Raw genomic sequence first — 24,184 nt, 5'->3', positions numbered from 1 at the left:
GGTCATCCGCCGCCCGGCTCGGCCGCGGCGGCCCGCGGGTCCGCCGACAGGTGCTGCCCGACGCGGGCGACGAGCATCGCCATCTCGTAGGCGATGATCCCGAGGTCGGCGTCCGCCGCGGCGAGGACGGCGAGGCACGCGCCCTGCCCGGCGGCGGTGACGAACAGGAACGACGACTCCATCTCCACGATCGTCTGCCGGACCGGCCCGCCGCCGAACGACTCCCCCGCCCCGCGCGCGAGGCTCTGGAAGCTGGCGGCCACCGCTGCCAGGTGGTCGGACTCCTCGCGGGCCAGCCCGCTGGACGCCGCCATCCGCAGCCCGTCGCTCGACAGCACCACCGCGTTCTGCACCGGCGCGACCCGCTGGACGAGGCTGTCCAGCAGCCAGTCCAGCTCGCGACCGGGTCCGCCCTGGACGTCCGCGCCGGGGTGCTGGGCCTCTGTCATGGGGTGTCGTCCTCCTGGTCGCCTGGTCTCCGCGCGGCGTCGGCGTCGGCGCCGGCCGCGTCCTGCCTGCCGCGCTGCCAGCCGCGCTGCATGGCGGACATCATCGATCGCATCGTCTCGGGTGAGCGTTCGGCGCCGTCGTCCGGGGCCTGGTCCGGTTGCGCGTCCGCGGGCGCGCCGTCGTCCGCCGGGACGGGCGCGGACAGCGGGACCGTCCCCGCGGGCTCCGGCTCCGGCTCCGGTTCCGGCTTCGGCTTCGGCTTCGCGGGCGGAGGCTGGCCCTGGGCGGCCAGCCGCTCGTCGATCCGCCGTTTGAGCTGCGGCGCCAGATGCTGCTGCCGCCGCCGCTTGGGCAGCTCGCCCTTCTTCGGCGGAGGCCCCGGCTCGGCCTCGGACGCGGCAGGCTCAGCCTCAGCCTCCACCCGCACCTCGGCTTGGACCTCAGCCTGAACTTCGGTCTGGGTCTCGGTCTCGGCGACCAGCCGGACGGCGCCGCTGGACGCCGGCAGCACGGCCTCCTGGTTCGGCAGCACGGCCTCCTGGTTCGGCAACGCGGGCATCGGCCCGGTGAGCCGCCGCGCCGCCGGCTCCTGATCGGCGTTCTCCACGACGAGAGAGCCGGGGATCAGCGCGACCGCCGTCGTCCCCCCGTACGGGGACGGGCGCAGCGTGACCGTGATGCCGTGCCGCTCCGCCAGCCGCGCCACGACGAACAGCCCGAGCTGGGCGCTGTCGGACGGGTCGAACTCAGGCGGCCGTTCGAGCCGCTCGTTGGCGGCGCGCAGCGCCTCCTCGGTCATGCCGAGGCCGCGGTCCTCGACCTCGATCGCGAACCCGTTGGCGACGGGCTGGCCGCCGACCCGCACCGGCGACTGCGGCGGCGAGAACGTGGTGGCGTTCTCCACCACCTCGGCGAGCAGGTGGATGACGTCGGCGACCGCGGAGCCGAGCAGCGCGATCCGCGGCAGCGGCTGCACCCGGACGCGCGGGTAGTCCTCGACCTCGGCGACCGCGCCGCGGACCACGTCCACCAGCGGGACGGGACGGCGCCACCCGCGCCCGGCCGTCTTCCCGGCCAGGATGACCAGGCCCTCGGCGTGCCGCCGCATGCGGGTGGCGAGGTGGTCGAGGCGGAACAGGTCCGACAGCTCGGACGGGTCCTCGGTGCGCCGCTCCATCGTGTCGAGCAGCCCGAGCTGGCGGTGCAGCAGCGCCTGGTTGCGGCGGGCGAGGTTGACGAACACCTCGCTGATGCCGCGGCGGGCCGCGACCTCGCCCTCGGCGGCCGCGAGGACGGCGTCGCGGGCCCGGTCGAACGACTCGGCGATCTGCCGGATCTCGTCGATGCGGTAGTCGACGTCGGGCGCGGGCTCCGGCTCGGCGGGCCGTCCGGCGCGGACCTGCTCGGCGAGCTTCGGCAGCCGCTCGCGGGTGAAGTCGACGACGCCGGCGGCGAGCGTCCGGCACTCGCGCAGCAGCCGCCGCGAGACGCGGGCGGCGATGAACGCCGACGCCGCGATCGCGAGCAGCCCGAGGCCGCCGGCGAGGCCGAGCCGCCAGAACGCGCTGACCGCGATCTCCCTGGCGTGCCTGGTGACGTCGTCGAGGACCTTGTTCTCCAGGTCGTACAGGCGGCCGTTGGCGGCGTCGGCGGCGTCCCGCCACGCGGACGGCTCGATGACCGGCACGCGGGCGGCGGCGCGCCCGGCGGCCTGCCCGGCCCCGGCGGGCGTCCGCGTCCTCCTGGACTCGGCCCGCGCGAGCGGCTCGGCGCCGCGGATGACCTGGTCCTCCAGCTCGCGGAGCCGGCTGAACTGCGGGGACGCGACGAGCTGCTCGTAGCGGACGCGGTCGGCGTCCGGCAGGTTCGCGGCGGTGTCGTCGTACAGCATCCGCTGCGCGCCGACGAGCTGCGCGAACAGTCCGCGCTCGGCGGCGGTGACGTGCCCGGTGGCGAGCGCCCCGGTCAGCAGCGCGTCCTCGCGGGCCATGAACTCGCGGGCGCGGCCGAGCGAGGTGAGGGTGCGGGCGTGCGCGGTGATGGACCCGTCCCCCGGCGTGGTCGCGTTGTAGATGGCGAAGCCGGTGTCGATGAGGTCGCCGTACTCGCGGAGCACCTCGCCGCGGTCGGCGATCCGCTGGTCCACGCCGCGGCGGACGTTCTGCAGCGTGCCCAGTCGCTGGACGAGCGCGTCGAGCCGCCGGACGATCTCGGGCTGGATCGCGCCGCGCAGCCCCCCGTCGCGGCTGCCGGCGCGGACGTCCGCGGCCGCCTTGTCGGTGGCCCGCCGCTGCTCCCGCATCGCGCCGGGGGCGGCGACCCGGGCGCCGCCGAGCTCGGCCATCGACAGGCGCCGCTCCTTCTGCAGTCCGTCGATGAGCCGCTGCATGGGCAGCACGGTCTTCTGCTGGAACTTGCGGCTCTGCAGGAGTTCGTTCGCGTCGCCGTAGGTGATGCCGGTGAGGAATGCCCAGAGCGAGGCCAGCGCCAGCAGCGGTACGAGGACCAGCAGACTGGTCCTGGCCCGGATGGAGGAGAAACGGGGAACCATCACGGTTTCGGCGTTCTGGGGCGGCGGGACATGCGGGGGAATCCTCCCGTTGCGTGGGAGTAAGGGGGTGTGCGGGAGCCTACTACGTCAGGGGCGTCCCGGCCCTCGGGCTTGCTTGCATGTGCCTGCCGGCCCGCTTGATCAGCACCGCCATTTCGTAGGCGACCAGGCCGGCGTCGGCCTCCGCGTCGGCGAGGACGGCGAGGCACGTCCCGTCGCCGGCGGCGGACACGAACAGCAGCAGCGCGTCCATCTCGATGATGCTCTGGCGGACGTTCCCGCCCCCGAAGTGCCGCCCGGCGCCGCGCGCGAGGCTCTGCACGCCGGACGCCAGCGCGGACAGGTGCTCGGCGTCCTCGCGGCCGAGCTCCCCGGACGCGGCGACCGCGAGGCCGTCGCGGGAGAGGATCACCGCCTGCCGCACGTTCGTCACGCGCTGCGCGAAGTCGTTGAGCAGCCAGTTCAGCTCACCGGTCACGGTGTCGTGCATCATCGTGCTCCCTCGCCCCCACGTCCGGCACGGGGGGTCCATGGATCATAAAGGCCGTCCGCGACGGGGCCGCAACCTCTTTGACCCCTTTCGCGCGCATTGCCGCTATTACCGCCAGCTGCAACTATGGATCGCGGGGCGTACGGGTGCGCAAGCAGATAGCGACAAATCAGGACAATTTACTTCATTTCCCTCTGTTGTCCGGGGCCATTGCGCCATACTCTGCTTCTTCACCCATACTGCGCCTCGCAGCCGGGACGGGAAGGAGCAGCACGATTCACTCAGGCAACGACGGCGGCCGGGACGGGAGGCCGACCTCCTGGCCGGAGGGCGTTACGATGCCCGCCGTGAGTCCCGAAAGCCAGCCATCCGAGGCACTGCCGTCGCGACGGCGCCGCGCCCCCCGCGGCGGCCGCCACCGCGGCGACGAATCGTTCCTGCTTCCCCCCGGATCCCCCACGCTGGTCCTGGCCGTCCCCGGCCCCGCCCGGCCGGCCGCCGCCGAGCCCGCCGCAGAGCTCGCGCGGCTCGTCGAGCTGGAGCACACCGGCCAGCCCGCCCGCGTCGGCTACCTGGAGGGCGAGGAGGCGAACCTGCGCACCGTCCTCGCCGGGCTGCGCCCCGACCCGGACGACCCGGACGAGCTCGCGGCCGTGGTGGTGCCGCTGTCCACCGGCCCCGACCCGGCCCTGGACGCGGCCCTGGACGACGCCGTGCGAGCGGCCACGGCGGGCGGCCCGCCGCACGCCGTCGCCGCCGAGCCGCTCGGCCCGCACCCGCTCATCGCCGAGGCCCTGCACGACCGGCTCGCCGACGCCGGCCTCGCCCGCGCCGACCGGATCAGGCTGATGACGATGGTGACCGCCGCGTCCGGCGTCATCGTCGCCACGCCCGGCGACGCCACCGCCGTCCGGCAGGCCGAGGTCACCGGCGTGCTGCTCGCCTCCCGCCTCGCGGCGCCCGTGTTCACCGCCTCGCTGAACGACGAGGCGTCCGTCAAGGCCGCCGCGGAGCAGCTCCGCGCAGCCGGCGCCACGTCCATCGCGCTGGCGCCGCACGTCGTCGGCCCCGAGCCGGACACGGACCGGGTGCCGTCCGCCGCCGCCACCGTCGGCTGCGCCTACTCCGCCCCGCTCGGCGCCCACCCGGCCGTCGCCCGCCTGGCCGCCCTCCGCTACGTCGAGGCACTCTCCATGGCCCTGGCTGATTAGCCCAGGGGGGCGACCCCCTGGAACCCCCGTCACGGCCGGGCAGCCGTTTCCCGAGCCGCTGGCGCGTCTCGCGAAACAGCGCTTCTAGCCCAGGGGGCGACCCCTGGAACCCCGTCACCGGACGGCGAACCGTTTCCCGAGCCGCTGGCGCGTCTCGTGAAACGGCCCGCCGTCCGGCGGGTCGTGCGGCCTCCGGCGCTGGGCGCCTCCGGCCGCACGAGCCGTGACCCCGGCTGAGGTTTGGTCCACGTAAGAGGCTGGGGTTGGTCCATGCAATCGTAAGAACGATCTCTAGCCGAGCTGGTGGATCAGGGGGCCCATCTGGTCCATCGCGTTGCCGTGCACGGTCATCGGCGCGTCGGCGCTGATGGCGGCCCAGTTGTCGCGGACGTCCTCCACCGACAGCGTCTCGTTCTGGCCGTAGCCGGGGCCCTCTGTGACGAAGATCTTCGCGATGCGGCCGCCGCCGACGGTGTAGACCTCGCCCGAGTCCTGGTTGGACTCGTGGACGAGGTAGGCGACGAGCGGCGTGACCTGCTCGACGCCGAGCTTGTCCGCGAAGTCGGCGGGAAGGAGGTCCTCGGTCATCCGGGTCCACGCGACCGGGGCGATCGCGTTGGCCTTGATGTCGTACTTGGCGCCCTCGTGGGCGAGGGTCTTGGTGAACCCGACGAGGCCCATCTTGGCGGTGGAGTAGTTGGCCTGGCCGAAGTTGCCGAACAGGCCCGCCGGGGACGAGGTGTTGACGATCCGCCCGTGACCGTTCTCGCGCAGGTGCGGCCAGGCGGCGCTGGTGACGAGGAACGAGCCGCGCAGGTGGACGGCGATGACCGCGTCCCACTCGTCCGGGGTCATGTTCTTGAACGACCTGTCGCGCAGGATGCCCGCGTTGTTGATCAGGATGTCGATCTTGCCGAACGCGTCCAGCGCGCTCTGGACGATCGACCCCGCGCCCTCCGGGGTCGCGACGTTCCCGGGGTTCGCGACGGCCTCGCCGCCGTTCTTCTTGATCTCGTCCGCGACCTCCTGCGCGGGCCCGGCGGACGCGCCGGCGCCGGACCGGTCGCCGCCGAGGTCGTTGACGACGACCTTGGCGCCGCGCGCGGCGAGTTCCAGCGCGTGCCGCCGGCCGAGGCCGTGGCCCGCCCCGGTCACGACCGCGACCCGGCCGTCGTAGCGCAGTTCCGACATCTCAGTCTCCTCACGTGCGGGGCACCGACCGTCCCAGGTAATCATCCGGGGGTTACCCAGTGGTACCACTGAACCGAATCCCGCTCGGCCGCGCCCCCGGCCGCCCGCCGCGCTGGACGTCACTTCATTCCGGCGTACGATGGCATATGGGAGGAAAGTTGCGAGGAATGCCACTTTTCACCCATTGCTGGGCGTAGTCTCCTCGCGCAGAGCAACGGAGGTCCCCGTCCCGATGATCCCCGCCGACGCGTTCGCGCCGCACCCCCGCCCGTACCGGGTCGTGCAGTGGGCGACGGGCACGCTGGGCCGCTGCCTGATCAGGGGCGTGCTCGACCGGCCCGACATGGAGCTCGCCGGCGCCTGGGTGCACACCCCGGCCAAGGCGGGCGTGGACGCCGGGACGCTCGCCGGCCGCGCCCCCGCCGGAGTCACCGCGACCCGCGATCTGCAGGACGTCCTCGACCTCGACGCCGACTGCGTCGTCTACGCCCCGACCCCGGCCCTCGACCGGTACGCCGAGCTCGACCTGATCTGCGCGCTGCTGTCGTCCGGGAAGAACCTGATCTCCACCAACGGCTACGTCTACCCGCACGCGCACGGCCCCCAGTTCGTGACCGAGCTGGAGCAGGCGTGCAAGCGCGGCGGCGCCTCCGTGCACGGCAGCGGCGTCAGCAGCGGGTTCATGGCGGACGTCATGCCGCTCGTGCTGTCGCGGCTGTCCCGGGGGATCACCCACGTCTACGCCCGCGAGTGCTCCGACTTCGCCCGGCACCCGTCCTGGCAGATGGTCCACCACACGGTCGGCTTCGGGAAGGACGAGGACGCCTACCTGCGGGCGCTCCGCCCCAACCGGACCGCGATGCGGGCGCTGTTCGCCGAGAGCCTGCACCTGGTCGCCGCCGGCCTCGGCGCCGACCTGGACGAGATCGACATGGACGTCGAGCACCGCCTCGCCCGCACCGACCTCGCCACCGCCGCCGGGCCGATCCCGCGCGGCACGGTCGCCGCCGCCCGCTGGACGTTCAGCGGCCTCGTCTCCGGACGGCCCGTGATCACCGTCGAGATCGTCCACAAGGCGGACGCCGCCGCGATGCCCGACGAGTGGGGCGGCCCCGGGTACTCGCTCCGCGTGGACGGCCGCCCGGCGCTCACGCTGACGGCCGACGAGAACTGGGTGTCCGACCCGATCGCGGGCGCGGCCGCCCACGTGCTCAACTCCGTCCCGGTCGTCTGCGCCGCCCCGCCCGGCATCCGCACCTACCTGGACCTGCCGATGATCTGCGGCCGCATGCGCATCTGAAAGAGCACACGGAAGGGAGCCAGGCGATGACCGCACAGGAGGTCGAAGGCGGACGGTTCGTCCGGCAGGCGAACCGGTTCACGGAACGGATCACGGCGGACGGCTCCGGCGGCCTCCTGGCCGAACCCGGCCGCTACCGCCTGTTCGTGTCGTACGCGTGCCCGTGGGCGCAGCGCAGCATGATCGTCCGGCGACTGCTCGGGCTGGAGGACGTGATCGGCCTCGCCGTCGTCGACCCGATCCGGGACGAGCGCGGCTGGCGGATCCCCGGCCGCGACCCCGTCACCGGCGCGGAGTTCCTCTCCGAGCTGTACCTGCACACCGACCCGTCCTTCGAGGGCCGCTACACCGTCCCCTGCGTCTGGGACACCCAGACCAAGCGCCTGGTCACCAACGACTTCCCGAACATCACCACGATGATGGAGACGGAATTCACAGCCCACCACGCGCCGGACGCCCCCGACCTGTACCCGGAGGCGCTCCGCCCCGAGATCGACGAGCTGAACGCCACCGTCTACAGGACCGTCAACAACGGCGTCTACAGGGCCGGCCTCGCCACCGCCCAGGACGCCTACGAAGAAGCCGTCGACGCCCTCTTCGTCACCCTCGACGACCTCGAAGAGCGCCTTTCCCACCGCCGCTACCTGCTCGGCGAGCAGATCACCGAGGCCGACGTCCGCCTTTACACCACGCTCGCCCGCTTCGACGCCGTCTACCACGGGCACTTCAAGTGCAACCTGCGCCGGCTCGTCGACTACCCGAACCTGTGGGGCTACGCCCGCGACCTGTACGCCGTCCCCGCGTTCGGCGGCACCACGGATTTCGACCAGATCAAGCGCCATTACTACGTGACGCACCGCAACATCAACCCGACCGGCGTCGTGCCCAAGGGCCCCCTCGTCGACTGGACGACCCCCCACAACCGGGAACGTTGACCCCACCACCTCGTTATGCTGGCGGTTCTCCAGTAAATCCGCACGAGAGGCACGACCCGACCATGCGCAGCCAGTTCTTCGGAAACATGGACCAGGGACAGCAGCTCCCCGGCCACTTCGCTCTCCAGAACTCCAAGATGCTCCGAGTCCACCTGAACGGCGACGTCCTGGCCCGGCAGGGCTCCATGGTCGCCTTCCAGGGCCAGATGGAGTTCGACTACGAGGGCTCCGGCGGCATCGGCAAGTTCATGAAGAAGGCTCTCACCGGCGAGGGCGTGCCGCTCATGCGCGTCAAGGGCCAGGGCCTGCTCTTCTGCGCGAACGACGCCGACGACATCCACCTGTTCTACCTGGAGAACGAGGGGATGACCGTCAACGGCAAGAACATCCTCGCCTACGACTCGCATCTGCAGTCGGACATCCAGCGCGTCCAGGGCGCCGGGATCGCCGCGGGCGGCCTGTTCAACACCACCCTCACCGGCACCGGCTTCGTCGCGCTCACCACGCACGGCACCCCGGTCATGCTCGACTGCGGCCGCGCGCCGACCTTCGCCGACGGCCAGTCCGCCGTCGCGTGGAGCACCAGCCTCCAGGTCGGCGTCAACCGCACCTTCAAGGCGGGCGCCCTGATCGGACGCGGCAGCGGCGAGGCCATGCAGCTCGCCTACCAGGGCCAGGGCTTCGTCCTCATCCAGGCCAGCGAGGGCCCGACCGTCGCCCCCCACACCCACTGACGCACGGGTGCGCCGGTGTGGACACCACGCCGGCCACCGGCCCCGACCACGCGGCGACCAGTGCGATGATCACGGTGCTGGCGCCGGGGCGAGGCCAGTGCGAGTAGCCTTGACTTGTCTTAGAACTTACCTGCGAGCTGCGGAAGAGGGCGATCTCCGCCGTGTCGACAGAGTCGTCGCAAACTAGTGCCGACCCCAAGATGACCGACTTCGGTGCCAACGAGTGGCTGGTCGACGAGCTGTACCAGAAGTACCTCGAAGACCCGAACTCTGTTGACGAGGCCTGGTGGAACTTCTTCGCGGACTACCAGCCGGACAGCCGGCCCACGTCCGCGACCCCCGCGTCCCCCCAGGCGCCCGCCGACGGCGCGGCCCAGAAGGCCGCGAAGGCACCGAACGGCACAGCGGCAGCGCCGCCGACACCGCAGCAGCCCGTACAGCCCCCGAAGGCGGGGCCGAAGCCCGCGGCGCCGAAGAGCGAGAAGCCCGCTCCCCCGCCGGTGCCCGCGGGCGCCGAGGAGGTCCGGCTGCGCGGGGTCGCGGCCCGGACGGCCACCAACATGGAGGCCAGCCTCGGCGTGCCGACGGCGACGAGCGTGCGCGCCGTCCCGGCGAAGCTGCTCATCGACAACCGCATCGTCATCAACAACCATCTGAAGCGCGGGCGCGGCGGCAAGGTCTCGTTCACGCATCTGATCGGCTACGCGATCGTCAAGGCGCTCGCGGCGATGCCGGAGATGAACGCGGCGTTCACCGAGGTGGACGGCAAGCCGGTGCTGGTCAGGCCGGAGCACGTCAACTTCGGGCTGGCGATCGACCTGCAGAAGAGCGACGGCTCGCGGCAGCTCGTGGTGCCGAGCATCAAGGCCGCCGAGACGCTCGACTTCCGCCAGTACTGGGCCGCCTACGAGGAGATCGTCCGCAAGGCCCGCGGCGGCAAGCTCACCCTGGACGACTTCCAGGGCACGACGATCAGCCTGACGAACCCGGGCACGATCGGGACCGTCCACTCGGTGCCGCGGCTGATGCCCGGCCAGGGGACGATCATCGGCGTCGGCGCGATGGAGTTCCCGGCGGAGTTCGCGGGCGCGTCCAGCGACACCCTCGCCCGCATGGGGATCAGCAAGGTCATGACGCTGACCTCCACCTACGACCACCGGATCATCCAGGGCGCGCAGTCCGGCGACTTCCTGCGCCGCATCCACGAGCTGCTGCTCGGCGCCGACGGCTTCTACGACGAGATCTTCGAGGCGCTGCGCATCCCGTACGAGCCGGTGCGCTGGGTGAAGGACATCTCCGCCACCCACGAGGACGACGTCGCGAAGGTCGCCCGCGTCCACGAGCTGATCCACGCCTACCGGGTCCGCGGCCACCTGATGGCCGACACCGACCCGCTTGAGTACAAGCAGCGCCGCCACCCCGACCTCGACATCCTCAAGCACGGCCTCACCCTGTGGGACCTGGAGCGCGAGTTCGCGACCGGCGGGTTCGGCGGCAAGCCGACGATGCAGCTCCGCGAGATCCTCGGCGTGCTGCGGATGGCGTACTGCCGGACGGTCGGCATCGAGTACATGCACATGCAGGACCCCGAGGAGCGCGCCTGGATCCAGGAGCGCGTGGAGGTCCCGCACGAGAAGCCGTCCCGCGAGGAGCAGCTGCACGTGCTGCGCCGGCTGAACAGCGCGGAGGCGTTCGAGACTTTCTTGCAGACCAAGTTCGTCGGGCAGAAGCGGTTCTCGCTGGAGGGCGGCGAGTCCGTCATCCCGCTGCTCGACTCGGTGATCTCGGCGGCGGCGAAGGCCAGCCTGGACGAGGTCGTCGTCGGCATGGCGCACCGCGGCCGGCTGAACGTGCTGGCCAACATCGTCGGCAAGTCCTACGGGCAGATCTTCGGCGAGTTCGAGGGCAACCTCGACCCGCGCAGCGCGCAGGGCTCGGGCGACGTGAAGTACCACCTGGGCGCGGCGGGCGACTTCGTCGCCGACGACGGCTCCAAGATCCACTGTGAGCTGGTCGCGAACCCGTCGCACCTGGAGACGGTCGACCCGGTGCTGGAGGGCGTCGTCCGCGCCAAGCAGGACCTGCTGGACGTCGGCGAGGCCGGGTTCAGCGTGCTGCCGATCCTGGTGCACGGCGACGCCGCGTTCGCCGGGCAGGGCGTGGTGGCGGAGACGCTGAACCTGTCGCAGCTGCGCGGCTACCGCACCGGCGGCACCGTCCACGTGATCATCAACAACCAGGTGGGGTTCACCACCGCGCCGGAGTACTCGCGGTCCAGCGTCTACTCCACGGACGTGGCCCGGATGATCCAGGCGCCGATCTTCCACGTGAACGGCGACGACCCGGAGGCGTGCGCGCGGGTGGCGCGGCTGGCGTTCGAGTACCGGCAGACGTTCAAGAAGGACGTCGTCATCGACATGATCTGCTACCGGCGGCGCGGCCACAACGAGGGCGAGAACCCCTCGTTCACGCAGCCGCTGATGTACGACCTGATCGACGCGAAGCGCTCGGTCCGCAAGCTCTACACCGAGGCGCTGATCGGCCGCGGCGACATCACCGTCGAGGAGGCCGAGCAGGCCCTCCGCGACTACCAGGAGCAGCTGGAACGCGCCTTCACCGAGACCCGCGAGGCGGTGAAGCGGCCGCAGGAGCCGGGCTCGGTGGTGAAGCCGGACGTCGAGGAGAGCATCCCGATCGACCACGGCGGCGCGGGCTCGGCGATCCCGGCGGAGACCGTCAAGCGGATCATCGAGTCGCAGGTCAGCCTGCCGGAGGGCTTCACCCCGCACCCGCGGCTCCAGCCGATCCTGCAGCGCCGCGCGCAGATGATCGAGGACGACGCGATCGACTGGGCCACGGGCGAGCTGCTGGCGTTCGGCTCGCTGTTGATCGACGGCCACCCGGTGCGGCTCGTCGGGCAGGACACGCGGCGCGGGACGTTCGGCCAGCGGCACGCGGTGCTCGTCGACCGCAGGACGGGCGAGGAGTACACGCCGCTCAAGCAGTTCGGGCAGGGCGTGTCGAAGTTCTACGTCCACGACTCGCTGCTCAGCGAGTACGCGGCGATGGGCTTCGAGTACGGCTACTCGATGACGCGTCCGGACGCGCTCGTCTGCTGGGAGGCCCAGTTCGGCGACTTCGCCAACGGCGCCCAGTCGATCGTGGACGAGTACATCTCGTCCGGCGAGCAGAAGTGGGGCCAGCATTCCGGGGTCGTGCTGCTGCTGCCGCACGGCTACGAGGGGCAGGGGCCCGACCACTCGTCCGCGCGGATCGAGCGCTACCTGCAGCTGTGCGCGCAGGACAACATGACCGTCGTCTACCCGACGACCCCGGCGAACTACTTCCACCTGCTGCGCTGGCAGGTGCTGTCGGGCCGGAACAAGCCGCTGATCGTGTTCACGCCGAAGTCGCTGCTGCGGCTGAAGGCGGCCACGTCCCCGGTCGAGCGGATCACCGGCGGCGCGTTCCAGCCGGTCATCCCGGAGGCCGACCCGGCGATCGACCCGGCGGGCGTGCGGCGCGTGCTGCTCACGACCGGCAAGATCTACTACGACGTGGTCAAGGCCCGCGACGCCGCGGGCGCGTCCGACACGGCGGTCGTGCGGGTCGAGCGGCTCTACCCGCCGCCGGTGGACGAGATCAAGGCGGAGCTGGCGAAGTACCCGGCGGGCGTCGAGGTCGTGTGGGTGCAGGACGAGCCCGCCAACATGGGCGCGTGGCCGTTCATGGCGCTGAAGCTGCCGCACCACATCGAGGGGCTGAAACTGGCGCGGGTGTCGCGTCCGGCGTCGTCGTCCCCGGCCGTGGGCTCGGCGAAGCTGCACCAGGCCGAGCAGGAGGCCCTGCTCGCCCGCCTGTTCGAGCCCAAGTAGCCAAGCCAGCCGAACGGCCGGGCGGACGGACCGTCCTCCAGCCCCCACCCACCGCCATTCAACGGACGAGCTCCGCTCGACGGGTCGATTTCCAGGGCTCCGGTGCGCGGCGCCGGGGCCCTCGGCGTCCCGGCCGGAGATCCGTACGAAAGAGAAACCAGGCAATGTACTTCACCGATCGGGGCATCGAGGAGCTGACGGACCGGCGCGGCGCCGAGGAGGTCAGCCTGGCGTGGCTGGCGGAGCGGCTGCGCGAGTTCGTCGACCTGAACCCCGAGTTCGAGACGTCCGTCGACCGGCTCGCCACCTGGCTGGCCCGGCTGGACGAGGAGGAGGACGAGTAACCGGCCCTGCTGAACGCGATACATCTTGACTTCCCAGAGACGCGACATATCGTGTTTACTGGACGAAGAGCTCGGACGAAGGGCAGATCGCGATGTCGCGCTGGACGATCGACGAACCGGCCACCCTCGACTTCGACGGCGTGGTCGCGCTACGGGCCACACTGATCGCCGGGAACATCTCGGTGCTCGCGTCCGACGAGCGGCCGTCCATCATCGTCGGCGACGTCGAAGGCCTGCCGCTGGTCGTCACCCACGACGCGGGCATGCTGACGATCACGCACGAGAAGCTGCTGGAGAGCGTGCTGAGCTGGCTGCGCACCCAGGGGTGCCGCGCCGACGTCACGGTGACCGTCCCGCACGACTGCCCGGTCTCCCTCAACCTCGTCTCGGCGGACGCCGTCGTCACCGGCACGACGTCCAAGACGTCCATCAAGAGCGCCTCCGGCGACGTGACGCTCGACGGGGTCGCGGGCGCGATCGACGCCAACACCGTCTCCGGCGCCGTCGAGGCGCAGGGCCTGGACGGGACCGTCTCGTTCACCTCGGTCTCCGGCGACCTGTCGCTGGCCGGCGGCTCCCTCGACCGGCTTTCGGCACGGGCCGTCAGCGGGCGCATCGCCGCCGACGTCGACCTCGGCGGCGACGGGCGGGTGGACGTCAACACCGTGTCCGGCGGCGTGGCGCTGCGCATCCCCGACTCGGCCGACGCGCAGGTCACGCTGACCTCGGCCGCCGGGCCGATCGACACGACGTTCCCCGGGCTCGACGAGCGGGAGGGCCGCTTCGCCCGGACCCGCGCGGGCAGGATCGGGAACGGCTCCGGACGACTTGCGGTCAACACCGTGTCCGGCGCCATCACCCTCGTCGGACGCGACGACGCCGCCCCCGAGACCACCACCCCGCGAATGGAGAAGTGAGGACCACGTGAGCCCCGTTTTCGGCCACGGTCGCCTGCGGCTGTACCTGCTGAAACTCCTGGAGGAGAGCCCGCGGCACGGCTATGAGGTGATCCGGCTCCTGCAGGACCGGTTCCTCGGGGTCTACTCGCCCTCACCCGGCACGATCTACCCGCGGCTCGCCCGGCTGGAGTCGGAGGGCCTCGTCACCCATGAGGTGATCAAGGGCAAGAAGGTGTACTCGCTGACCGACAAGGGCCGCGAGGAGCTCGAGCGCCGCATGGACGAGCTGGCCGACCTGGAGGAGGAGCTCTCCGCGTCGGCGCAGGAGTTCGCCCGCGGCGTGCAGGAGGACGTCCGGCAGACCGTCAGGACGCTCCGCGAGGAGCTCACCCAGGCCGCCCGGACGATGCGCGACCAGGGCAAGACCACGTCCAAGGACGCCTGGAAGGAGACCACGGGCCGCCAGAAGGACGAGTGGAAGCGCCAGAAGGAGTACTGGCGCGAGCAGACGCAGGCGTGGAAGGAGGAGTGGCGGCAGAACTGGGAGGACGCCTGGAAGACGGCGACCGGCACCCGCGACGACGTCGCCCGCCTCAAGCTGGAGCGGCTGCTCCGCGGGTTCGTCGAGGACGTCCGCAAGGCCGCGAAGTCGGCCCGGCTGGACGACGACGACCTCGCCGCCGCCCAGACCCTCCTCGACGACACCTGCGACCGCCTGAAGCAGGAGATCTTCCGCAAGGGCAGGCCCGCCCCCGGCCGCGAGGGCAAGGCCCGCCCCTGATCGTCAGGGCGTGAAGACGATCTTGCCGAAGAGGTCGCCCTCGGCCATCGCGGCGAACCCGTCGCGCGCCCGGCTCAGCGGCAGCGTCCGGTCGACCACCGGCCTCGTGCCCGTCTTGACCAGGAACCGCGCCAGCCGCTCCAGCTGGTCCCGCGTCCCCATCGTGGACCCGACCACCGACAGCTGCAGGAAGAACACCCGGTTCAGCTCCGCCGGCGGCACCGCCCCGCTGGTCGCGCCGGACACCACGACCCGTCCGCCGGGCCGCAGCGACTTCAGCGAATGCGACCACGTCGCCTGCCCGACGGTCTCGATGACGGCGTCGACCCGCTCCGGCAGCCGCGCGCCCGTCTCGACCGCGGCGTCCGCGCCGAGCTCCAGCGCCCGCTTGCGCTTCGCCTCGGTCCGGCTGGTCGCGTAGACGCGGTAGCCGGCCGCCGACGCCAGCGCGATCGCCGCCGTCGCGACGCCGCCGCCCGCGCCCTGCACCAGCACGGACGCGCCGGGCTGCAGGCCCGCCTTGTCGAACAGCATCCGGTACGCGGTGAGCCACGCCGTCGGCAGGCACGCCGCCTCCTCGAACGACAGCTCGGCCGGCTTCGGGACGAGGTTGCGCCGCGGCACCGCGACCTTCTCCGCCAGCGCCCCCTGATGGACCTCCGACAGCAGCGACCGCTTCGGGTCGAGGGTCTCGTCGCCGCCGCCCCGGCCCGGGTCGCCGATCACCGAGTGGACGATGACGTCGTTGCCGTCCTCGTCCACCCCGGCCGCGTCGCAGCCGAGGATCATCGGGAGCCGGTCGGCGGGCAGGCCGACGCCCTTGAGCGACCACAGGTCGTGGTGGTTGAGCGCGGCCGCCTTCACCGTGACGGTCGTCCAGCCGTCCGGCACGTCGGGGTCGGGCCGCTCCCCTGCCGTCAGCCCGTCCAGCGGATTGTCTGCGTCGATCTTCGTAGCCGTGACAGCGAACATGGACGCACACTAACCGTCCGTCCCGCGGCGAAACGGCCCGCCCCCCAGGGACGGACCGTCCGCCCCACCAAGGGGTCGCCGGTCAGAGCACTTTGGACAGGAAGTCCTTGGTGCGCCGGTGCTGCGGGTCGGCGAGCACCGCCCGCGGGGTGCCCTTCTCGACCACGACGCCGTCGTCCATGAAGACCAGCGAGTCGCCGACCTCCCGGGCGAACCCCATCTCGTGCGTCACGACGATCATCGTCATGCCGTCGAGCGCCAGGCCCTTCATGACGTCGAGGACCTCGCCGACGAGCTCCGGGTCCAGCGCGGACGTCGGCTCGTCGAACAGCATCAGCGCCGGCTCCATGGCCAGCGCCCGCGCGATCGCGACGCGCTGCTGCTGCCCGCCGGACAGTTGCGCCGGATGGCTCTGCGCCTTGTCGGCGAGCCCGACCCGCTCCAGCAGCGCGAGCGCCCGATCCCTGACCTCCGACTTCGGCAGCCGCTTCACCCGGTGCGGCGCCTCCATGATGTTCTCCAGCGCCGTCATGTGCGGGAACAGGTTGAACCGCTGGAACACCATGCCGATCTCGCGGCGCTGCGCGGCGACCTCGCGGTCGCGCAGCTCGTAGAGCTTGCCGCCCGACTCCCGGTAACCGACCAGGTGGCCGTTCACCCACAGCCGCCCCGAGTTGATCTTCTCCAGATGGTTGATGCAGCGCAGGAACGTCGACTTGCCCGACCCGGACGGCCCGACGACGCACATCACCTCGCCGGACCTGACCTCCAGGTCGATGCCCTTCAGCACCTCAAGGCGGCCGAAGCTCTTGTGCACCGCCTCCGCCTTCACCATCAGGCCGTCGCCGCCGCCGCCGTCGCCGTCGTCCGGCACGCTCATGCCCCTCCTCCCCCTCCCGCCGCGCCGCCTCCGCCGCTGCCGAAGCCGAGAGCGCGCAGCCCGGCCCTCTTCTCCTTGGAGACTCCCGAGCCGCGGGCGAAGTGGCGCTCGATGAAGTACTGCCCGACCAGCAGGAAGCTGGTCAGGATCAGGTACCAGACGCAGGCCGCGACGAGCATCGGGAAGACGTTGAACGTCCGCGAGCCGACGGCCTGCAGCTGGAAGAACAGCTCGTTGGTGACCGGGACGAACGCCACCAGCGAGGTGTCCTTGAGCATCGCGATGGTCTCGTTGCCGGTCGGCGGGATGATCACCCGCATGGCCTGCGGCAGGATGATCCGGCGCAGGGTCTGGAACCGCGACATGCCGAGCGCGGCCGCGGCCTCCTCCTGGCCGGGGTCGACCGACAGGATGCCGGCGCGCACGATCTCGGCCATGTAGGCCGCCTCCGACAGCGCCAGCGCCAGCAGGCCCGCCATGAACCCGGTCAGCAGCGTGCGCGCGTCCAGGGTGAACAGGGTGGCGTCGATGTCGACGCCCATCAGGTCGCCGAGCTGCCCCGCGAACGGCACCCCGCCGACGCGGTACTCGGAGTACAGGATGCCCATGTTGCCGAACAGGATCGCCAGCACGAGGCGCGGGACGGCCCGGAAGAACCAGGTGTAGAGCCAGGCGACGCCGCTGAGGACCGGGTTGTCCGACAGCCGCATCACGGCGAGGACGATCCCGAACGCGACGCCGATCACCATCGCGAGCACGGTCAGCGCGATGGTGGTCCGGACGCCTTCGATGATGTTGGGGCGGAACGCGTTGTCGACGATGAACGACCACTTGAACTTCTCGTTGGTGACGAGCATGTGGGCGAACATCGCGGCGAGGACCGCGATGACCGCCACCGCCACCCAGCGGCCTGGATGCCGGACCGGCACGGCCTTGATCGCCTCAGGCCGCGCCGGGACCGGCTTGTCTTCGGTGAGATCCGCCATCGGCTACGGGTTCACGGCCGCGTCGTTGACCGCCCCCGCCTGGACGTTCCACTTCTCCAGGATCTTCTTGTAGGTGCCGTCGGCCTGGAGCGCCTTCGTGGCCCCGGCGATGGCCTTGGCGAAGCGCGTCTGATCCTTCTGCACGATGAAGCCGTACGGGGCGGCCTCGTAGATCTCGCCGAGCAGTTCGAGCTGCCCGTTGGTCTTCTGCACCGCGTAGGCGATGATCGGCGAGTCGGCGAGGCCCGCGTCGTCCTTGCCGGACACGATCGCCGCGGTCGCCTGGTCCTGGCCCTGGTACTGGTCGACGGTGATCGCGGGCTTGCCGGCGGTCGTGCACTCTTTCGAGCGCTTCTGGATGTCCTCGACCTGGACGGTGGCCTTCTGCACCGCGATCTTCTTGCCGCAGGCGTTGTCGGGCTGGACGCCCTGCGGGTTGCCCTTCTTCGTCGCCCACTGGGTGCCGGCGTTGAAGTAGCTGACCATCGTGACGGCCTGCTTGCGCTCGTCGTTGACGGTGAACGAGGAGACGCCCGCCTCGTACTTGCCGGACTGGACGCCCGGGATGATGTCGTCAAACTTGCTGGAGACCCATTCGGTCTTCAGCCCGAGCTTGGCCGCGACAGCGTCGAACAGCTCCCGGTCCCAGCCGACGACGGTCTTGCCGTCGGCGTCCAGGAACTCGTTCGGGGCGTAGGTGGCGTCCGTGCCAATGATGATCTTGCCGTCCGACTTGATCGCGTCGGGGACCATCGCCACCAGTCCCGCGTCCACGCCGCCCGATGCCGTGATCTTCGGGCCCCCACCCGTGTCGTCCTTCTTCTCGCCGCACGCCGAAAGCGCGAGCGCGCCCGTCAGCACAAGCACGCCCGTCACGATTCCGTGACGGCGCAGAGAACCGGTGTTCACTGGTCCCCCTCCAGATGGTTGCGTCGGATCCGCGTAGATCCATGGGTCAGGTGCACATCTTGGCGTACAACCTCCCTGATCTGGATAAAGGGTGCGAAACAATAACGCAACGAGCGAGCCCCGGGACGGTACGCCGCCTTCGGCGTTCCCCACGCTGTGCAACCGGATCGCTACACCATGGCAACGTTCGCGTGACCCTTGCCACGATCGGCCTTCAATCGGGATTTGACGGCGGGTATGGCACAATCAGACAACGGGTGACCCCCGTACGTCGCGCGATGACCACCCGGTGGGCCGGCCACCAGACCACCACCACCGCGGCGGCATCCAAGGAAAGCCAACTTCCACTGACAGGGGTCGCTGTGGCCGTTCAACCCGTTCCCTCCGAACCGTCCTCCCTGGACGACGATCCGGCCTTCCCACTGCACCGCGGCGGAAAACTGGAGATGCGCTCCACCATTCCGGTCCGCGACAAAGACGACCTCTCCCTGGCCTATACCCCGGGCGTCGCCCGCGTCTGCACCGCGATCGCCGACCACCCCGAGCTGGCCTACGAGTACACCTGGACATCGAAGGTCGTCGCCGTGGTCACCGACGGCACCGCGGTGCTCGGGCTCGGCGACATCGGCCCGGCCGCGTCCATGCCGGTCATGGAGGGCAAGTCGCTGCTGTTCAAGGAGTTCGCCGGCGTCGACTCCGTGCCGATCGCCCTGAGCTGCACGGGCGTCGACGAGATCGTCGACACGGTGGTCCGGATGGCGCCGAGCTTCGGCGGCATCAACCTGGAGGACATCAGCGCCCCCCGCTGCTTCGAGATCGAGGACCGGCTGCGCGCCGCGCTCGACATCCCCGTCTTCCACGACGACCAGCACGGCACCGCGATCGTCGTGCTCGCCGCCCTGACCAACGCGGCCCGGCTGGTCGGCCGCCCGCTGTCCGACCTGCGCGCGGTGGTGGCCGGCGCGGGCGCGTCCGGCATCGCGGTCTCGCGGATCCTGATCGAGGCCGGCATCGGCGACATCGCCCTCTCCGACAGCAAGGGCCTCATCTACGAGGGCCGCGACGGCCTGAACCCCGTCAAGGAGCGCATCGCCGCGATCACGAACCGCTCCCACCTGAAGGGCTCCACCGAAGAGGCCCTACGCGGCGCCGACGTGTTCATCGGCCTTTCCGGCGGCACCGTCCACGAGTCGTGCGTCGCCACGATGTCGCAGGACGCCATCGTCTTCGCCCTCTCCAACCCGACCCCCGAGGTGGACCCGGAGGTCGCGCGCCGCCACGCCAGGGTCGTCGCGACGGGCCGCAGCGACTTCCCGAACCAGATCAACAACGTCCTGGCCTTCCCCGGCATCTTCCGAGGCGCCCTGGACGTCCGGTCCCACTCCATCACCGAGGGCATGAAACTGGCCGCCGCAAAGGCCCTGGCCGACATCGTCGGCGACGACCTGACCCCCGACTACGTCATCCCCGGCCCCTTCGACGCCCGAGTCGCCCCCGCCGTCACCGACGCCGTCGCCGCCCAGGCCCGCAAGGAGGGCGTCGCCCGCATCTGAAAAACACCCCATCGAGGGCCCCGACCTCATCAAGGGGCCGGGGGCCTTCCGACGTCCCCCGAACTCACTGTGCCGGGGACATCCAGACCAGTTCTGAGAGCATCCGCCCGGACGCGCTCTCCGCAATGATCCACCGCCCGAGTCCGCGCCCGCTCGTTGGCACGGTGACCGCGGCCCCGTCCGGCAACGCGATCCCGACGGTGTCGTCCTCGTCGAAGTCCTCCCGCACCAGCGCGAACAGCCGGGGCGCCACCCCTGCGCGGACGGGACGGATCGTGTCGCCGTCCGGCACAGCCGCCACCCCGACGCCGAAGTCATCATCTACACCCGCACCGAATGGGAAGCCTTCCTCACCGGTGCCCGCAACAACGAATCCGGCTTCTTCGCCTAACCACGCTCGGACGCCATGAGCCAGTCTCCCGGCAACACATCCCGAACACGGGCAAGGCTTGCGCTGTTTCGCGTGAGTACCCAAAGCCACGTCCGGCTGTCTTCCCGGAGCAGGACGTCGGATCCGGCGAACCAGCGGATCCCCGGCTGGACGTCAGGCTGCCACCAGCCCGGATAGTCGGGAAACGGAAGGCGTTCATACCGCGCTTCCAGCTTCACAATGTCCGCGTCGTCCAGCTCGCGATTGTCATGACACCCCTCGGCAGCGGCGAAGACGGCCTCGTACAGCACCATCTCCACGGCAGCCAGCGAGAACGACCCTAGAAACCGTCGCCACGGGCCGCCGTCCCGATATCCGCCGCAGACCACCGGCGGGTCGGCCGACCCCAGGTCGGAGACCTGGATGCCCCAGCTCGCACATCCTTGCGCCTCGATCCGGTGGATCAGCACCCCGTCCTCCACCCTCAACGAGTTCAAGGGCACCAGACGGTCTTGATTACTGGTGAGGTCCCTCCGTCTTCCGAGCAACCGGTAGAAGGAGACCATCGATGCGGGCAAGCGGGACCCAAGCCGCTCCTCAACGGCGGCCACCTCTTCGGCAGTACATCCATCACCGTCCCGAAGCGGCGTCAGCCACTCCCGGGCGAACCACTCGATGAACACGAAGGCGGACGGGGCATCCCGAACCCCCGCCAACGACTGCGCAACCGTGCGACTCTCACCCATCGGCCGACCCTATCCACCGCGACCAGAAGGCGAGCCTCACAAACAGAATCTCGATCAACACACGGTCCAGCGGGCACGTCCTGGCACTCATCACGTTGACGCACCGATCCGCTTCGGAGATCTACGCGCACCTGTGGGCCGTCCATCGTGATCGCTCATTTACCAGCCCACCACCCACGGGTCCCGGACTTATCATTTCTGACCTTGGACCCCGCTGCCATTCACCAAGCTCAAAGCACCCTCAATGGCAAATTTAAGATGCCTTCTCGCATCACCCATGTCAGCCTTTTCGAGCAGAATCGACAGGAACTCAGAATCCGGATAGCCATTCACCGCCTCCTCTTTTATCGACCAAATCTGCGACCAAATCGCGATCATCATCTCGTTGCAGGCCCGGGCCTGCCGTACCGCTTGAGAGGCGTCTCTCGTGAAGGCGTCGCGTGTCGAGATCCCCAGGCGGTGACCCACGGCCACCAGGAACATCTCCTTGCTGTTCGAATTCAGGATCGCCAGAACCTTGGTTCCATCGGCCATGAGGACCTTTGTGCCTGGGACGAAGCTGCTGCGGCAGCCAAGTTTGCTCAGCCACGATCCTGCTCTGCCCATGGCTCCGGTTGGGGCCTCTCCGGCGCCGTAGCCGCTGTTGAGGGCGCCGCCGGCGCTCATGGCCGCCGAGATCGCGCCGCGGCACGCGCCTGATCGCGCGCAGGCGAGGCCGGCTGCCTCGAAGGCTCCGGATTCGCAGCATCCGGCGGCGCAGAGGGCCACGCCGGCGATGACGATGGCGGCGACTCCGCCGGCGACGAGGGCGGGTTTCAGGCCGGAGTCGGAGGTGTCGTGGCCGGTGAAGGGGTTGATGTGGCATTGGCTTGGGCGCTGGCGTTGATGGTGCGGCAGAATCCGTCCCATTCGTTGTCGTCCAGGCCGGCGCCTAGGTAGGCGATGGCGTCGCGGAGGGTGAAATCCTGGCTTCCGCGGTATCCGAGGTTGAGCAGGTGCAGGTAGGTCTTTCTCGGCAGGGCGTGGCCGGGGACGGGTGCGGCGAGGTGGTCCCCGCCGCGCTTGGCACCGCCCCTGGGGGTGACCGGGCCGCAGTAGGAATGGCAGCGCACGGATCCCTTGCGCTCGTTGGGCGGGGTCTTGCCGATGGGGTCCTTGGTGGTCGCCGGTCAGGTAGGTGATCTTGCCGTCGGAGGTGCGCATCGCGACGGTCTGGCCGGTGAAGGTGTAGTGCCGGGTGCCGGTGGCGGTGGCGGCACCGTTGAGAGCGCGTAGTTCGGTGCCGTCGGGTAGGTAGAGGGTGGTTCCGGCGGAGTCCCTGCGGATCAGGCGGTTGCCGTCGGTGTCGTCGACGAAGGTGACGTCGTTGCCGTTTTCGGTGACCTTGGCCAGTTCACCTTCGGTGTCCCATTCCAGGGTTTGGCCGGGGTTGGCGCCCGCGTCGATGGTGCGGTTCGTGGTGTTGCCGGTGGCGTCGTAGGCGTAGGTGTCTGTGCGGTCACCTGTGGGGCCGGTCTGGGTTACCTGGGTTAGGCGGTTGCCCTGGCCCGGGGGCGCGTAGGTGTAGGTACGGACGGTGTCTGCGACGCCGCCTATGCCGTGCCGGGTTTCGCCGGTGCGGTTGCCTGCGGTGTCGTAGGCGAAGCTCTGCCAGTAGAGGGCGGGGCCGCCGATGAGAGCGGTGGTGGGTTCGCCGGCGCAGGTGCCGGTGGTCTGCGTCCAGGCATGGGTGACGCGTTGCAGGTGGTCGTAGGTGAAGCACTGGTTGTCGACACCACGGCCGAGGCGTCCGGGCGGTACCGACGCCATGACCGAGCAGGCCGGCAGGAAGTCGGCCCGGCGTCTGAAACCGCTTGTCAGGTGTTTGCGCTTCGGAAGGTGGGGCGGAGCGTTGTGGGGGGTGGGGGCCAGTAGCGGGCTACTGCGCGGCCGAGGATGAGGGCGTCGGGGACGGCGCCGAAGTCCCAGCTGTCGCGGCGGCCGCGGGCGCGCTGGTTGTCGCTCTCCAGCCACCAGCCGCCGCCCGCGCGGTGGTCGGCGCGTTTGACGATCAGCAGGTCGCGGTGGTCCGGGTGGCGGGCCACGACGACGTCGCCGACCTCGGGGCGGACGCCGGTGCGGATCAGGAGCCAGTCGCCTGGTTTCAGGGCCGGGAGCATCGAGTCGCCGGTGACCTCGACGGTGCGCAGGCGTCCGCGGGCGGTGGCGAGCGTGAGCGCCGCCGCGCCGGCCAGGGCCCCGAGCACCAGGTGACGCCGCATGGTCCTCCTCGTCCGCCCGCATAGATCGCGGGACGGCGGTCATGAACATGGCTGGAAGGGTTCCGGGCCGCGCCGCGGTCCGGGTCTTAGGCCGAATTACCGAGCGCCCTGGCCGGACGGGCCCACGGGCACAAGAGTAATGTCGGTGACCTGAGCATGATCCGCAACGAGGGAAGGGAATCGCAGGTGTTGCTCAAGCTTCTGCGCCCGAAGACCACGGTGTCCGCGCACTGCGACCTGCCGTGTGGCGTCTACGACCCGGCGCAGGCCCGGATCGAGGCCGAGTCGGTCAAGGCGATCGCCGAGAAGTACGCGGCCAACGAGGACCCGGAGTTCCGGGCCCGGGCGATCCTGATCAAGGAGCAGCGTTCCCAGCTGGTCAAGGAGCACCTGTGGGTGCTGTGGACCGACTACTTCAAGCCGCCGCACTTCGAGAAGTACCCGCAGCTCCACCAGCTGTTCAACGAGGCCACCAAGCTCGCCGGCGCCACCGGGACCAAGGGCAGCATGGACGTCGGCGTCGCGGAGCAACTGCTCGCCAAGATCGCCGAGATCGACAAGATCTTCTGGGAGACCAAGCAGGGCTGACCAGCGCGGACACCGAGGCCCGACCCCGATGGGGCCGGGCCTCGACCATGCCCGGACGGCCCCGTGCGCGGCCGTCCCCGGCCGGGCCGGCCACGCGTGCGCGCGGTCCGCCGGTGATTCGGCCGGGAAAGGACGTTGCCGGGCGAGCGTGCGCAGGT

General features: G+C 70.6%; 22 protein-coding genes and 1 pseudogene. 11 read left to right on the top strand and 12 right to left on the bottom strand.

Annotated features, from left to right (window positions below):
* Positions 1–2: 2 nt before the first annotated feature.
* The 3 genes from ACH34T_RS21405 to ACH34T_RS21395 form a co-directional block, all read right to left on the bottom strand.
* The gene (locus ACH34T_RS21405; protein WP_395993952.1) at positions 3–449 is read right to left on the bottom strand and encodes a roadblock/LC7 domain-containing protein; all 447 of its coding nucleotides are present in this window, start codon (positions 447–449) and stop codon (positions 3–5) included.
* Positions 446–3,001, bottom strand: coding sequence for a nitrate- and nitrite sensing domain-containing protein (locus ACH34T_RS21400; RefSeq protein ID WP_395994039.1), 2,556 nt, complete (start codon positions 2,999–3,001; stop codon positions 446–448). Before ACH34T_RS21400 ends, ACH34T_RS21405 begins: the two co-directional genes overlap by 4 nt.
* Positions 3,002–3,083: 82 nt before the next feature.
* A complete protein-coding gene (locus ACH34T_RS21395; RefSeq protein ID WP_395993951.1) occupies positions 3,084–3,491 on the bottom strand; it encodes a roadblock/LC7 domain-containing protein in 408 nt (135 codons plus the stop codon).
* 347 nt (positions 3,492–3,838) lie between these two features.
* On the opposite strand from ACH34T_RS21395, the gene ACH34T_RS21390 reads away from it, so the two are divergent.
* A complete protein-coding gene (locus tag ACH34T_RS21390; RefSeq protein ID WP_395993950.1) occupies positions 3,839–4,702 on the top strand; it encodes a sirohydrochlorin chelatase in 864 nt (287 codons plus the stop codon).
* A 291-nt stretch (positions 4,703–4,993) separates the two neighbouring features.
* Here ACH34T_RS21390 and ACH34T_RS21385 read toward each other — a convergent pair whose 3' ends face one another.
* A complete protein-coding gene (locus ACH34T_RS21385; RefSeq protein ID WP_395993949.1) occupies positions 4,994–5,893 on the bottom strand; it encodes an SDR family oxidoreductase in 900 nt (299 codons plus the stop codon).
* Positions 5,894–6,125: 232 nt separating this feature from the next.
* Between ACH34T_RS21385 and ACH34T_RS21380 the strand changes: the two genes are divergently transcribed.
* The 7 genes from ACH34T_RS21380 (at position 6,126) to ACH34T_RS21350 (ending at position 14,761) form a co-directional block, all read left to right on the top strand.
* Entirely contained in the window at positions 6,126–7,193 is a 1,068-nt protein-coding gene (locus tag ACH34T_RS21380; protein WP_395993948.1) for a dihydrodipicolinate reductase, read from the top strand.
* A gap of 26 nt (positions 7,194–7,219) precedes the next feature.
* On the top strand, positions 7,220–8,128 hold the full coding sequence (locus ACH34T_RS21375; protein ID WP_395993947.1) for a glutathione S-transferase family protein: 909 nt from the start codon (positions 7,220–7,222) through the stop codon (positions 8,126–8,128).
* A 62-nt stretch (positions 8,129–8,190) separates the two neighbouring features.
* On the top strand, positions 8,191–8,862 hold the full coding sequence (locus ACH34T_RS21370; RefSeq protein WP_395993946.1) for an AIM24 family protein: 672 nt from the start codon (positions 8,191–8,193) through the stop codon (positions 8,860–8,862).
* A gap of 200 nt (positions 8,863–9,062) precedes the next feature.
* Complete coding sequence (locus ACH34T_RS21365; protein WP_395993945.1) at positions 9,063–12,737, top strand: multifunctional oxoglutarate decarboxylase/oxoglutarate dehydrogenase thiamine pyrophosphate-binding subunit/dihydrolipoyllysine-residue succinyltransferase subunit; 3,675 nt, start codon at positions 9,063–9,065, stop codon at positions 12,735–12,737.
* Positions 12,738–12,901: 164 nt separating this feature from the next.
* Positions 12,902–13,081 (top strand): DUF6104 family protein, encoded by a 180-nt coding sequence (locus ACH34T_RS21360; RefSeq protein WP_395993944.1) that lies wholly within the window; start codon positions 12,902–12,904, stop codon positions 13,079–13,081.
* Positions 13,082–13,173: 92 nt separating this feature from the next.
* Positions 13,174–13,998 carry a DUF4097 family beta strand repeat-containing protein gene (locus ACH34T_RS21355; RefSeq protein WP_395993943.1) on the top strand — a complete coding sequence of 275 codons (825 nt, stop codon included), beginning with the start codon at positions 13,174–13,176 and terminating at the stop codon, positions 13,996–13,998.
* A 7-nt stretch (positions 13,999–14,005) separates the two neighbouring features.
* The gene (locus tag ACH34T_RS21350; protein WP_395993942.1) at positions 14,006–14,761 is read left to right on the top strand and encodes a helix-turn-helix transcriptional regulator; all 756 of its coding nucleotides are present in this window, start codon (positions 14,006–14,008) and stop codon (positions 14,759–14,761) included.
* Positions 14,762–14,764: 3 nt separating this feature from the next.
* On the opposite strand, the gene ACH34T_RS21345 is transcribed toward ACH34T_RS21350, so the two are convergent.
* The 4 genes from ACH34T_RS21345 to ACH34T_RS21330 form a co-directional block, all read right to left on the bottom strand.
* Positions 14,765–15,733 carry a zinc-binding dehydrogenase gene (locus tag ACH34T_RS21345; protein WP_395993941.1) on the bottom strand — a complete coding sequence of 323 codons (969 nt, stop codon included), beginning with the start codon at positions 15,731–15,733 and terminating at the stop codon, positions 14,765–14,767.
* A gap of 82 nt (positions 15,734–15,815) precedes the next feature.
* The gene (locus ACH34T_RS21340) at positions 15,816–16,613 is read right to left on the bottom strand and encodes an amino acid ABC transporter ATP-binding protein (protein WP_395993940.1); all 798 of its coding nucleotides are present in this window, start codon (positions 16,611–16,613) and stop codon (positions 15,816–15,818) included.
* Entirely contained in the window at positions 16,610–17,599 is a 990-nt protein-coding gene (locus ACH34T_RS21335) for an amino acid ABC transporter permease (protein WP_395993939.1), read from the bottom strand. Before ACH34T_RS21335 ends, ACH34T_RS21340 begins: the two co-directional genes overlap by 4 nt.
* Positions 17,600–17,602: 3 nt before the next feature.
* Complete coding sequence (locus tag ACH34T_RS21330; protein WP_395993938.1) at positions 17,603–18,466, bottom strand: ABC transporter substrate-binding protein; 864 nt, start codon at positions 18,464–18,466, stop codon at positions 17,603–17,605.
* Between the two features lie 404 nt (positions 18,467–18,870).
* On the opposite strand from ACH34T_RS21330, the gene ACH34T_RS21325 reads away from it, so the two are divergent.
* Complete coding sequence (locus ACH34T_RS21325; RefSeq protein ID WP_395993937.1) at positions 18,871–20,061, top strand: NADP-dependent malic enzyme; 1,191 nt, start codon at positions 18,871–18,873, stop codon at positions 20,059–20,061.
* A 64-nt stretch (positions 20,062–20,125) separates the two neighbouring features.
* Here ACH34T_RS21325 and ACH34T_RS21320 read toward each other — a convergent pair whose 3' ends face one another.
* A complete protein-coding gene (locus ACH34T_RS21320; protein WP_395993936.1) occupies positions 20,126–20,353 on the bottom strand; it encodes a hypothetical protein in 228 nt (75 codons plus the stop codon).
* Between ACH34T_RS21320 and ACH34T_RS21315 the strand changes: the two are divergent.
* Positions 20,327–20,452 (top strand): annotated as a pseudogene (locus tag ACH34T_RS21315) (DUF397 domain-containing protein); the annotation flags it as partial. The gene ACH34T_RS21320 and the pseudogene ACH34T_RS21315 overlap by 27 nt on opposite strands.
* Here the strand turns inward: ACH34T_RS21315 and ACH34T_RS21310 are convergent.
* The 3 genes from ACH34T_RS21310 to sodX form a co-directional block, all read right to left on the bottom strand.
* Entirely contained in the window at positions 20,449–21,177 is a 729-nt protein-coding gene (locus ACH34T_RS21310) for a hypothetical protein (protein ID WP_395993935.1), read from the bottom strand. The pseudogene ACH34T_RS21315 and the gene ACH34T_RS21310 overlap by 4 nt on opposite strands.
* Before the next feature lie 192 nt (positions 21,178–21,369).
* Entirely contained in the window at positions 21,370–22,986 is a 1,617-nt protein-coding gene (locus ACH34T_RS21305) for a hypothetical protein (protein WP_395993934.1), read from the bottom strand.
* Positions 22,987–23,033: 47 nt separating this feature from the next.
* Positions 23,034–23,438: a nickel-type superoxide dismutase maturation protease gene (sodX, locus tag ACH34T_RS21300; protein WP_395993933.1), complete on the bottom strand. Its 405-nt coding sequence runs from the start codon at positions 23,436–23,438 to the stop codon at positions 23,034–23,036.
* Between the two features lie 186 nt (positions 23,439–23,624).
* On the opposite strand from sodX, the gene sodN reads away from it, so the two are divergent.
* Entirely contained in the window at positions 23,625–24,026 is a 402-nt protein-coding gene (sodN, locus tag ACH34T_RS21295) for a superoxide dismutase, Ni (RefSeq protein ID WP_395993932.1), read from the top strand.
* The last annotated feature ends 158 nt before the right edge of the window (positions 24,027–24,184 follow it).

It is taken from the genome of Actinomadura sp. 9N215, from assembly GCF_044326345.1.
GTDB lineage: Bacteria > Actinomycetota > Actinomycetes > Streptosporangiales > Streptosporangiaceae > Spirillospora.
The sequence above is the reverse complement of the archived record's forward strand: the minus strand, read 5'-3'. Positions and strand labels throughout refer to the sequence as shown.